The sequence below is a fragment of the Nostoc sp. FACHB-888 genome (genome assembly GCF_014696655.1).
Lineage (GTDB): Bacteria > Cyanobacteriota > Cyanobacteriia > Cyanobacteriales > Nostocaceae > Nostoc.
The window spans coordinates 1-12,937 of sequence record NZ_JACJQM010000126.1; the positions used below are offsets into that span (position 1 = coordinate 1).

Here is a 12,937-nt window from a genome sequence, read left to right on the forward strand (position 1 = left end):
CTTCAACCCTGTTTATCTCCAACGTTAGATGATAATTATCTGTCAAAAAATGATGCTTCGACACAAGTTCTCTATTTAAATAACAGAATTTTCTCTAATTTTTTTTCAAAATGAGAAATGCTGGTCAAAATTGGGTGGACTTGTACGATAGCCTCAAAGAGAAAAAGTAAGTCCAATCATATTATTCGCGGATGTTTTACGCGAACAATATTTTCTTTGTTTTACCTCTATTTCTCCTTAACCGAGCAGTATTGGGAAATACTGGCTTTGCTGAGGCGGGGCTTTATCGCCTGATCTTCAAGCCCCGTAAACCAGTTGCAAGGGGTTCCAACGCCCTTGTCTTTCATAAATCGCTGCCTTTTTTAGGGCGCACTAGCAGCCTATCTCTGCCTTTCTTTTAGTCAAAAAAATACTTGTTTACAAATGAATTTGTAAATACTGATTATATAAATTACAGCTTGGTAATACGCTATTTCCTTGCAATTTCACCAGTCCAAGACTGTGCAATTTAAATTTAGTTACTGTCGGTAACTTGGCAGACTTATTAATAATTACATCTTTCATTCCATTTGCTAATTCCGGATTCTGCGTAAGAATTAAACTTTGGCGACGTAAATGGTCTGCGTAGATACTCAATGAACTTGTGGGATTTTGTAGGATCTGTGTTAAAGTAACGTTTTTATTAGCTATATGATAAAGGCTAAAACGTATTAGAAATGGATGTCCGCCCACTAGCATCATTAATTTTTCAACTTTTGTTTCATCCAAATCTAGTTTATACCTTTGAGCTAAGTCCAAAACCTGTTTATTATTAAATTCAGGTAATTCTATAGATAACCCTACATTAAACGGCGATTGATTAATATCAAGGGGAACATAAACTTCTGTAGAATGTACAATCACCAATCGCAGTCTTTTCCAAATCTCTCGCCGCTTGCCTTCTTCGTGTAAAGCGCGTAGCAATCCAAAGAAATCTCGGTAAATTTCAGGATATTCAAAAACTTTATCAACTTCATCTAAACCAAGGGTTAGCGGCTTATTAATTGTTGGTAGTAGATATTCCTCAAAATAGGCTTTACATGCCATGCTACTACCCAACATTTCCGCTAAATCCCAATATTCACTAAGTTTATTGGGGATATTTAAAGCTAAACTAACACTTGCACAAAACCAGCGTAAAAACTTATCTGAATTAACGAAAATCTCCTGGGCTGCAAGTTGGAAATCTAAGATGACGGTACAATCCCCTTGAGAACGGGATTCATTGATAACCCTTGCTAGAAGAGACGTTTTACCCATCTGCCTTGGCGCTTTAATTCTAATTAAAGCACCGGGTTTATGAATTTGTTCATAACATCGTTCTTCGATTGGGGAACGTTTGATATAAAATGGTGAATTTAATGGTACTTGCCCGGATGGATGCTCTAGAGAGTGGGATGAAAATATTTCTTGAGTTTCTTTGTTATTCTCCTCTATAGTGCTTACTAAGGGTGATGAAAATATATTTTTCCCACTTTCTACTGTTAAATCAGTAGTTAAATAAGCAATATCTTGCCATTCCAGCCCTAAAACACGACAAATTTCTCTAAAGTTAAGGTAATCTACAGCTCTGCCATTAAGAAAACTGCTGATAGTAGATTGAGATATTTGCAAATGTTCTGCCAAATCAGTTTGACGAATATAGCCATTACGCGGTAGCGCTGACTTTACCTGTGATATGAATTCAGGACGTACTCTAACCGAACGTGGCATTTTTGATATTACAACTGCTAATTTTTTTTTGGCAAAATTTTCAAATATTCAATCTCACTACAAACTCGATACCTACTCGATATACCCCTATGCCAACTCAAGTGTAGTCAAGGTTAAATCGGAGCAGTAGGGATAAGGTTCGAGGTGTAGCCTGTGAACGCTAGTCCTACTTTAACTGAAAATCTTTCCGGATTATATAATTATGAAATTTGCCTTCTCTATACCTTCCTTATTAGCTTATGCATCATCTATTTTACTACTAGGTTTTTCGATACCATTAGTTGCACAAATACCGGCTGATAATGCTTCTATTGAGTGTCAAACTCTTAAGCCACCACATCTTAATACAGTAAACGATTTCATAGGCATGGGACACTTTCAAGAGGACTGCCAAAAAGACTCACTCGCTGCGGTTTCTTCTTTCACGCAGGCAATTCGGCTCAATCCTAAAGCTGAAGAACCCTACTACCATCGTGCAAATGCTTACGCTGCAATTGGGAATTACAAAGCCGCAGTGGCAGACTATACTGAAGTAATCAGGCAAAATACAGGTAAATTTGGTTTTAGCCGTCCTGCATATTGGAATAGGGCTAGGGCTTATGGAAAGTTAGGCGAAAGACAAGAAGCGATTTCAGATTTGACTCAATTAATTGGCGATACTAGTCCCAATGCTGAGGAGTACTTTTTTAGAGGCAATATGCACCGGGATTTAGGGAACAAAGCAAGTGCGATTGCAGATTACAAAGCAGCAGAAAAACTTTTTCAGCAATATCTAAATGGGGTTTTTGGAACTGGTCATATGGATTCCAGAAATCAAAATATGTTAGATAAAACCAGAAATGAATTATCCCGCTTGGGGGTAAATATTGCAGTCCCGCAGATTACAACTGGTACTATTTTAAAATCAATCGCCAAAATAGAAGTCGAGCGAGCATTAAATTTAGCACGCTTTCTACCTCAACATCCAACGATTCAGCACTTTGACACTCAACTTCAGGATTTGTATAAACAACTAGCTAGCACACAACCGCAAGTAGATAAAACTGTTTTAAAAAACTTGATAACAAATGCTGCATATGAGAAAATTAACGATTTGAAAATAGAGCGTTCACAAATGCTAATAAAATTTAATCCACAGACTCCGATGGTAGGCTTAATTGATAATCAATCAAATGAATTAGAAGCTTTAATTCGCCGAAATAGGTTTTAGTTATAAAGTATATTACGGTTTGCGTAACATACCTGAAATAATTAATAGTCCGTTAAAGTTAGTTATAACTTACCAACGCTCTTATTATTTCTATCCAGATGCTTACTGAGCAAAACATAAAAAGTGAACAACAATTTTACATATAAAGTTGGTGGAAGTCTGGCAGAAGATGCTCCCAGCTACGTATTTAGACAAGCAGATTTTGACCTTTACAATGAATTAAAACTCGGGAACTTTTGTTATATTTTTAATTCCCGACAAATGGGTAAAACTAGCTTGCAAGTTCGTACAATCAAACGACTGCAAGCTGAAGGGATCGCTTGTACTACGATTGACATCTCTGGACGCGGTAGTAAATATATAAATCCGGAACAGTGGTATGCAGGTATCGTTTACACATTGGTTGCAAATTTTGAAATAGCTAACCCTAGCGAATTTATTAGAACTTGGTGGAAAGAAAACTGCGGCTTGTCGCCAATACAGCGTTTAGATATATTTTTAGAAGAATTTCTGTTAAAAAGGATTCAAAGTAAAATAGTTATTTTTATTGATGAAATTGATAGTATTTTAAGCTTTAGCTTTCAGGGGGATGATTTTTTCTCTTGGATTAGAAGTTGTTATGAAAAGCGTAATCTTAATAATGAGTTTAATCGGATTACTTTTGCTCTCTTGGGAGTAGCAACACCTAGCGATTTAATTGCAGATAAAATCCGAACGCCATTTAATATCGGTCATGCAATCCAGCTTAACGGTTTTCAATCATCTGAAGTTTCGCCTTTAGCATCAGGGTTAAAAGGAAAAGTTGAAAATCCGCAAGCTGTTTTGAAAGAAGTTCTAGCCTGGACTGGAGGCCAACCCTTCCTTACACAAAAGTTATGTGATTTATTAGTAGCTCCCCAAAACTTTATTCTTTATGAATCACTGAAAACACGGACAGAAATTACAGAATCCGAATGGGTAAAAAATATTGTCATACAGCAGATAGTTGAAAATTGGGATTCCCTTGACGAACCACCCCATTTAAAAACAATTCAGGATAGAATTTTCATGAGCAGATATAATACAGGCGCGTTACTTGGTTTATATCAGAAAATTTTACAATTAGGACAAATTCCTGCTTCAGATAGCCCAGAACAGATAGAATTACGTCTATCTGGATTGGTTGTAGAGCACCAGGGATATTTAAAGATTTATAACCAAATCTATGCAAATGTTTTTGATTTAAACTGGGTCAAAAAAGCCCTCGCCGAATTAAGACCTTATTCAGAAGCATTATCAGCTTGGTTTGTTTCAAACTGTCAAGATAATTCTAGATTATTGCGTGGTAAAGCATTAGAAGATGCAAAAACTTGGGTGGCTAATAAAAGTTTGAATCAGCAAGATTACCAGTTTTTAACTGCCAGCCAAGAATTTGAAAAACAAGAAATGGCTACGGCGCTAGCATTTCAAGAAGAAGAGAGTCGCATCTTAGCACAAGCTAACGAGACTTTAACTACGGCACAGCATCAAGCCAAACAACAAATTCGTATCGGTGGTGGAGTTCTTATTTGCTCTCTTATTGGAGCAGCTATTGCTTTTGTCGGAGCAACTATATCAACTAACCAATTACGAGAAACCCAGTTAGGTATAAGATTAGAACAAGCAGGAATTACAGCCCTAAAACAGTTTGAAACAAACCAAATTGAATCTTTAGTGACAGCGATAGATGCAGGACACAGGTTAAAAGAAATAGTAAAAGATGGCCGCCCTTTAGCAAAATATCCTGCAAGCAGTCCAATTTTTGCTTTACAAACGATACTTAATAATATTCATGAAGTCAAGCGATTTGTTGCCTACAAAGACAATATTACAGCTGTGAACTGGAGCCATGATGGAAAGTATATCGTCACTGCTTCTAATAATAGAACTGCTAGTATTTGGAACTTATCAGGTAATCTTATAGCCGAACTAAAAGGACACCAAGACGGAGTTTTAATTGCTAATTTTAGCCCAGATGGAAAGCAAATTCTCACTAGTTCTAGTGATAAAACAGTTCGACTTTGGAACTTTTCGGGGAAACAATTGGCGATACTTAGACATCAAGAAAATGTAACTAGCGCCAGTTTTAGCCCAAATGGGAAACGTGTGATTACAACTTCTGGAAATCCACCTGTTGTTGAAAGAGGTATGGATGGTAAAACCATAGTTAATATCCCTAATGATAAAACAGCCCGTATCTGGGATTTATCCGGTAACTTATTACTTCAGCTTCAACATCAAGCCAAAGTTAATAGTGCCAAGTTTAGCCCAGATAGTAAATATATTCTCACTGCTTCTGACGATAAGACTGCCCGGGTTTGGGATAGATCAGGTAAACTATTGCAGACATTCACAGGACATACAATGGCTGTTAATAGTGCTTATTGGAGTCCCAATGGAAAATATATTTTAACTAACTCTAATGACTCCTATGTTTGGGATATTTCCGGTAAACAAATCACACGATTTAAAGTAGATGATAAATGGGTAACAATGGATGCTGGTTTTAGTCCCGATAGCCGACGTATCTTCGTGTCAACGCCTTACAAAACTTATGTTAGAGATTTATCTGGTCGGCTAATTAGAGAAATAAAAAATGAGAAAGTACTAAATGGTAATGCAGAATTTAGTCCAGATAGTCAGCGTTTGTTTACAACTGATGATACTATAAAAGTTTGGGATATAGGAGATGAAGCTGTAAAACCGTGGGATTTATCAAGTAATTTAATCACCGAACTGACAGGGGATCAAAGTAGCCCCCGTTGGAGTCCTGATGGTAAATATATTGTTACTTTTGGACAGGATAAAATTGTTCGCATTTGGGATTTATCCAATAAAATACCAGTAACTAAAGTAGCTATCAATTCAAAAGACGCTATTACAGGAGCAAGTTGGAGTTCAAATGGCAAATATGTTATTACTCCAACTAGAAAATCTATATTAATTTGGAATAGTTATGGTCAGCAGTTGGCAAGATTTATTGGACATGAAGATGTAGTTAGTAGCGCTAATTTCAGCCCTGATGGGAAAAAGATTGTCACAGCATCATCTGATAAAACTGCTCGTGTTTGGGATACATCGGGAAAACAGCTATTATTACTTTCTGGACATGAAGATGGAGTAGAGTATGCTACTTTTAGTCCAGATGGCAAATATATTTTGACTACAACTTATAATCATAAAACTAGAATTTTCTCAGAATCTGGTAAGTTGATAACTACGTTTAAAGCTAGAGGTATTACTTGGAGCCATAATAGTAAATATATTTTGGCTATGTTTGATTATGACGGCAAGAACTACTCTAGTTTGTGGAATATTTCGGGTGACAAGATAGTAGAGTTTCAAGGAAGTGAAAATAGTTATTTGGGTGCTAGCTTCAGTCAGGATGGGGAGCGTATTGTTACGACTGATGGAAATATAGTCACTATTTGGAATACATCAGGACAAAAGTTATCAAATTTGAAGGCGAATCAAGATATTTATAGCCCTAGCTTTAGTCCGGATGGGACATTAGTTATTGCTACTTCCCTAGATAATAAGGCGATTATTTGGGATACTTCTGGTAAACAATTACTAGAAATACCGCATCAAAGTAAGGTTGGATTTGCTGTTTTTAGCCCGGATGGTCAGCGAATTGTCACAGCTTCAGATGATAAAATTTATCATGTTTGGGATATATCAGGTAAGCAACTTGCACAGTATAAGTATTCATCTACATTTATATCACCAGTACATTTTAGCCCGGATGGTAAATATATTCTCGCCCATGTTCAGGGTAATTCTCCTGAGCAGAACAAGGTGCTGATTTGGCGGATTGACGAATTAGATGGGCTATTAGCACGGGGATGCGGCTGGCTAAAAGATTACCTGAATACCCAGCCTCAAATACGGAAAAGATTAAAAGTCTGTTGGGTAAATAGTTAACCTTATTTTAGAATATTCATTTAGGGGCAGTGGTTGCGTTAATCCCATTGCTTTTCCTTTTTGCCCTCTTGTTTGCACCTTGTGTCACTTTCGGTTCTTCTGACTTACTGGAGTTAACCATTTTCACCAAAGAAGAATTGAGATAACTTTGTGCAGAGATATACAAACTTTCCCAAATCTCTTGGTTCCGACTGATTTTTGTACCGACTGTATTTCCGGCTGTTTTCTCAGATACTAAATATTTGCGGAAATAGTTATTCCACAGGTGTTGGAGAAAATCTTCGGCGAATTCATTAAACGGCAGAATCCATTTATAATCATTGTCCAAAAATACCCGATAGGACGCGATTATCGGTAGTGCGAGATCAGTTGGCGCACCAAACCCGAATGAATACTTGCTGTCCGGCAATAACGTAGTTTTACGTATATCTATTGATGCTAAATCGTTGCTACCCTTTCTTCTGGGGCTGCTGATATGGTCTTGAATTATCTCGTAGAGTCTTTGCTCTATCCACAGAGCCTGAGAGAGCAGAGGCAGTAAAGCGGTTAATCTTTCGGTTTCTGCGTCTGTGATGTTACTTGGAAGACTCATCCCTACTGGGTGCTTGGTTCGTTTATTGCCGTCGGGGTTGTATTTATTTCTGTCGAGGCAGTAAAGGAGCTTGAGCAAATGGGTGACATTGCACTGGGCATTTCTAGGAGCGCCGCTTTGGTTTTGGTAATAGGCGATGCGGAATTTCCTATCTTCTGCTCTTTCTAACTGAACTAAATACTGCTTGATGAATTTGTAATCACCTCTAGCATTGACTTTGGAGCGAGAATCTACTGGCGTTGTGGTATTACTTGCCAGGGCAATATCTTTGGCTGATTCTTCAGTCAGTCCAATGTGAATCGTAATTTTTACCCTAGCTTGAGTTAGGTCGTATTTGTAATTTTTAGCTTGCTCAAAGGCTAAAACTGTATGCCCCCCGTTGATAATTCCATCGCTACCGCCCTCGTTAGCTTCTAAAATTTCCAGTTCTAGCTCAGTTTTATTCTTGACAGGTTTAGCTTTATTAGCTGACAGAACGATTCCACTGTGGCGAGAGAAGAATTTTGCAGGTTCGGTTGTCAGCGAGTCGAAGATTTGTCTGTAGGTTGCGCTTTTGCGGTTTGCTTCCCGAATGTTGGGTTCTAGGGGGAGGTCTGTTGGGAAGCTGTCTACGTGGGCGGTGGCGATAATGCAATTGGGGTTAGCTTGAAAATAGTTATCTATCTTAATATTCCAAGTCTTGGGCATACAATATTTGCAATGTCAGGGGAATTTCTATGTTAACCAAAACCTTGGCCCTGATATCGCATTTCCTAAAATAACGAGTACCGTTAGAGATTGACCTACAACATATTTCAGCATCTACTCCCGTCAAATTGTTTGAACCTGCGGTAGAACTGACACACCTGAAAAGCCGAAATGAAAAGCAACATTATGCTTAATTTGTGCAGTGCCTAAATCCTAGCTTAGATAAAGAGTACTTAAACTCTTCATATTTAAGCACTCTCCTTATGGAAAGCTATTTTCAGCTATAAACAACAGCTTAGTTGCTGTATTTGTCTAGAAAAACTAACTTAAGATAGACTATTATTCATACTTAAGTTGGTTGCAAAAAGTGCTAATGTTAAAAAGTTTTTTAGAACATTTATAACTAGGCTTGATCAGTTAGTTGCACTTAAAACGTATTTATACTTATTCTCATTATGAGAATGGCTGCTTTACTAATATTCAGCAAGCGCAACTGCACAGTATCATGACTACTACCAAGATTCATTCAGTTGTCTGTATTCAGTCTCGTGTTTTAGCTGTATTTTACACTCCAGGTAAATGCTGGCAGTTTCGGATTATTAACCCCGATGATACGATGTTTATTGAGCATCCGATTTACTTTAGTGCTGAAGCAGCAGCAAAAGCTGGGCATGAATGGATTTATCAAAAGCGGTAAAGCGCTTAATTCATTGGGTGGCAGCCTCAGTGGTAAAAGCATTTTCATCGTACCAGCAGGAGAGCCATCACCCGTAGCCTTGGATACACTTAGAAAGATTTCTTCACTCAGGATTAATGACAAGTAATATTTTTGGATGAAAATCGAGTTTTCAAGTTAAAAGCCCTGGATTTTACCAGGGCTTTATTTTATATGCCGTTTACTAAATGCCAGTGTGATTTGAAACATATCTTGACCAAACGGTCACGACATACTTCATAACCCCATAAGACAACATATAGTTCAAAGCTATAAATAGAGTTGAAAAAACTCAAAATTTAAGTACAGCAAGCAACGGGGCTTTTGTGGTTCATTTGTATGCAATGCAGCGAACAGAGCTTTTAAAACTGAGCAGAGATGCGATCGCTTTATCACTTAATTTGCGGCTAAAACTGTTTTTGAACCATATTGTTAGCGTTTTAAACCATATTTTGACCGAATGTTGAAAATTTTAGCTCGAATTCATGTGTCTCAATCTGGTTTTTTTACAAAATCAGGACTTACGCAACTGGCACAGGCGATCGCTAAAATATAGTACATTAATACTATTGTATCTAACGCAACTGGCACGGGGCGATCGCTAAAATATAATACATTAGTATTAATAACTTTGACTCCGAAAGCTTTGTCTAAGCATAAGAAGTCGCTGCAAAAGGAAACACTATTGAAATATTCATGAGAAAATAGGTAGAGGTTGTATTAGATAAATGTTGCTTACGGTAATGAGATTTACTAAACTTAATTACTGCCAATACTTATTAAGTAGTCAAATTAATTATACAATTACCAATTTAGCAGAACATTTAGACTGTATTAGCCATGATGCAATTAACTATTATTTGAAAACAGAAAAGTTAACACCTCGGTTACTATGGGATAACGTGAAAGAGGTAGTTGAGCCTGATACCAATGGTTACATAATATTTGATGATAGCGTTTTAGATAAAAGGTATTCTAAAGAAATAGAAATAGTCAGGAGACAATATAGTGGTAATGAGCATGGTGTCCTCAAAGGTATTGGTGTAGTTAGCTGCGTGTATGTCAACCCTACTATTCAAAGATTTTGGGTAATAGATTACCGCATTTTTAATCCAGACGTGGATGGTAAAACCAAGATAGACCATGTGAAAGATATGCTGCAAAACCTTGTGTATCATAAGCTTTTACCGTTTGATACGGTTTTGATGGACACATGGTATGCGGTACACAGTTTAATGCTATATATTGATAGTCTAGAAAAAATTTATTATTGCCCTTTAAAAAATAATCGGTTAGTTGATGATACATTTGCCAAAGAAAAATATAAACGTATTGAATTATTAGAATGGAGTCCTGAAGAGTTAGAATGTGGTAAAATCATAAAAATTAAAGGGTTTCCTGCTCAGAAAAAAGTGAAACTATTTCGGGTTTCTGTTTCTACCAACAGAACGGATTATATCGCCACTAACGATTTATCTCAAAGTTCCACGGATGTTGTACAAGAGGTGTGTAAAATTCGTTGGAACATCGAGGAGTTTCACCGAGAGATTAAACAACTAACTGGCATTGAATATTGTCAATGTCGGAAAGCTAGGCTTCAAAGAAATCATATTGCTTGTGCAATGTTGGTTTGGATTAGATTAAAGAATTTAGCCTATCAAACTGGCCAAACTGTTTATCAAATCAAGCATAATTTGCTGTCTAATTATTTAATTCAGCAACTAAAACGCCCAAGTATTCCTATGTGCTTAGTTTGATTTAAATTGTTGCGTGGCGGGGTGTAGCCCCGCCCGCTATTTGTGCTAGTTGCGTAAGTCCTGATTATGTATGTCACATTTCCTAGACAGTGTTCAAGAAATAGAACTTTCGGTTATTGAATGTAAAGATGTTAATTTCTGGGGAAAGAAAGTCAATGAATATACTTTGAAAAAAGAAAATTTTCGTACAAACTTTCCTTGCCCTGATTCTCATTGCGAAACGGTTTCTATATTGGATAAAATTTCACAATTGATTGCAGCTAAAACAAAAGAAGACAAATTTTTAATTAAGTGTCCTGGTAAAGACGAAATTGGACGTACTTGTATTGCGGGTTTAAAATTTACAGTTAAAATTTCTTATGTTGATTGATTCATCATTAATCATAATGTAACTGTATTAGTGTTACTAAAAGGTTGGTTAGTTTTGAATACCATACTTTTGAAACATTACAAACGCTTGGTAACATACACGTTCCAACATTTGTTTGCTTGCTTCAGATTCGACTTTAACCACTATTTGTGTTTCTTTTCCGTTTTGACTAGACCTCTTGCAAAAGTGTTTTTTGCAAGAGGGGGAAAAGGGTAAAGGTTAAAGGGGAAGGGAACAATACCAGGGCAAACGCATCTAAATTACTCTTGATCACAACGAAGGTTAAGAACCAATGAAAAAATCAGGATTTCGCGCTTGATTATTTTTTAAGCCCCAAAGCGATCGCCTAAAGTTTTCGTAATAAGCAAAAGTTAATGACATTATTTTTAGGTCTATTGAGAATAGACCTTGCTTATTGCCATGATGCGGCCGCCCTGGGGTTAGCGTGTCTCAAGCCCTATTGACAAGCGGACTTGCTTGATGGGTAATGGAGTTTGAAAGAAAGTGGTACTATCCGAGCCAGGGTAAGACTAATCCATCTAGCCCATCTTATTAGGGTTCATTTTTCCTTCAGATCCAAATCATATTTTGGTTCGTGATGCCATTTATTCTTTACTGCAAGAACTGTTAATTTTTCATCCCTCGTTTTGCACGCTTCTCTTTACCTAAAAGATTGACCGCAATTTGTTATATACATCATTTTAACCATCTTCCTGGAAAGTAGTCAGTAAAGTTAAACCCATTTCCTACTTTCTTTCCTCCACCTGCATTGTAGAACGTGCCATTTTTAAATGGATATAATAGCAAATCTCCATTGCTCTTTCTGACAATCAAACCTGGAATTCCGTCTCCAGTCCAGTCAGCAACTAAGTAGTCAGTAAAGTTAAACCCATTTCCTACTTTCTTTCCTCCGCCTGCATTGTAGAACGTGCCATTTTTAAATGGATATAATAGTAGGTCTCCATCGCTCTTTCTGACAATCAAGTCTGGAATTTTGTCTCCAGTCCAGTCAGCAACTAAATAGTTAGTAAAGTTAAACCCATTTCCTACTTTACCTGCATAGTAGGACGTGCCATTTTTAATTTGATATAATAGTAGGTCTCCACTGCTATTTCTGGCGATCACGTCTATAATTCCGTCTCCAGTCCAGTCAGCAGCGAAGTAGTCAGTAAAGGTGTAGAACCCACTCGCGATTTTTTTTCCTCCACCTGCATTGTAGAATGTACCATTTTTGAATGGATATAATAGTAGGTCTCCATTGCTCTTTATGACAATCAAGTCTGAAATTTTGTCACCAGTAACGTCAAAAACTGAGTAGTCAGTAAAGTTAAACCCATTCCCGACTTTTTTTCCTCCACCTGCATTGTAGAATGTACCATTTTTGAATGGATATAATAGCAAATCTCCATTGCTCTTTCTAACAATCAGGTCTGCTGCGCGTGTAGCTGCTTCGGACGATATAATTATTGAAATAGCGATACTAACTGTAAGAATTGCTTGTTTGAAAAAGTTTTTCATAATGTTCCTCAAATTTTGCGTTGTGTCTATTTAAAATCACTTTAAGTAAACTTTTTGTTTCCCAGCTTTTAGCCCACATTCTGTAAGTGTGATTGTAAATGCTACATTTTAGATATATAACAGCATTACTATTAGATATACAGGAAGCTTAAATGATATGTGCATAACTTTAAGTAATGTAATAAAGTATTGAGCCGAGATACTCATATGTTGCACCTGATAAAAACAATCAGTATTAACCAGGAATAAGAAAATAAAAGTAACATCTAAAAATGGAACTTATATTTTAAGTGTTAGTATAATAAACTACGTTTAGTCTCGGAGTATACACAAATGATATATACAAAAACAGGAATAATGTCATCTGCATAGAGATATTTTTATATGTTCGTAA

The 12,937-nt window shown here is 36.8% G+C and carries 8 protein-coding genes; 5 read left to right on the forward strand and 3 right to left on the reverse strand.

The window, feature by feature from the left end:
- Positions 1-417: 417 nt before the first annotated feature.
- On the reverse strand, positions 418-1,752 hold the full coding sequence (locus H6G26_RS32755; protein WP_190735009.1) for an AAA-like domain-containing protein: 1,335 nt from the start codon (positions 1,750-1,752) through the stop codon (positions 418-420).
- 202 nt (positions 1,753-1,954) lie between these two features.
- Between H6G26_RS32755 and H6G26_RS32760 the strand changes: the two genes are divergently transcribed.
- Both H6G26_RS32760 and H6G26_RS32765 read left to right on the forward strand, forming a co-directional pair.
- The gene (locus H6G26_RS32760; RefSeq protein WP_190735011.1) at positions 1,955-2,962 is read left to right on the forward strand and encodes a tetratricopeptide repeat protein; all 1,008 of its coding nucleotides are present in this window, start codon (positions 1,955-1,957) and stop codon (positions 2,960-2,962) included.
- A 123-nt stretch (positions 2,963-3,085) separates the two neighbouring features.
- A complete protein-coding gene (locus tag H6G26_RS32765) occupies positions 3,086-6,904 on the forward strand; it encodes an AAA-like domain-containing protein (RefSeq protein ID WP_190735013.1) in 3,819 nt (1,272 codons plus the stop codon).
- Positions 6,905-6,920: 16 nt separating this feature from the next.
- Here H6G26_RS32765 and H6G26_RS32770 read toward each other — a convergent pair whose 3' ends face one another.
- Complete coding sequence (locus H6G26_RS32770) at positions 6,921-8,183, reverse strand: AIPR family protein (RefSeq protein ID WP_190735015.1); 1,263 nt, start codon at positions 8,181-8,183, stop codon at positions 6,921-6,923.
- Between the two features lie 505 nt (positions 8,184-8,688).
- Here H6G26_RS32770 and H6G26_RS32775 point away from each other — a divergent pair.
- From H6G26_RS32775 to H6G26_RS32785, 3 genes are all read left to right on the forward strand, one after another.
- On the forward strand, positions 8,689-8,880 hold the full coding sequence (locus tag H6G26_RS32775) for a hypothetical protein (protein WP_190735017.1): 192 nt from the start codon (positions 8,689-8,691) through the stop codon (positions 8,878-8,880).
- 761 nt (positions 8,881-9,641) lie between these two features.
- Entirely contained in the window at positions 9,642-10,655 is a 1,014-nt protein-coding gene (locus H6G26_RS32780; protein ID WP_190735024.1) for a transposase, read from the forward strand.
- Positions 10,656-10,725: 70 nt separating this feature from the next.
- Complete coding sequence (locus H6G26_RS32785; protein ID WP_190735026.1) at positions 10,726-11,025, forward strand: hypothetical protein; 300 nt, start codon at positions 10,726-10,728, stop codon at positions 11,023-11,025.
- Between the two features lie 696 nt (positions 11,026-11,721).
- Here H6G26_RS32785 and H6G26_RS32790 read toward each other — a convergent pair.
- Complete coding sequence (locus tag H6G26_RS32790) at positions 11,722-12,543, reverse strand: VCBS repeat-containing protein (RefSeq protein WP_190735028.1); 822 nt, start codon at positions 12,541-12,543, stop codon at positions 11,722-11,724.
- Between the last annotated feature and the right edge of the window lie 394 nt (positions 12,544-12,937).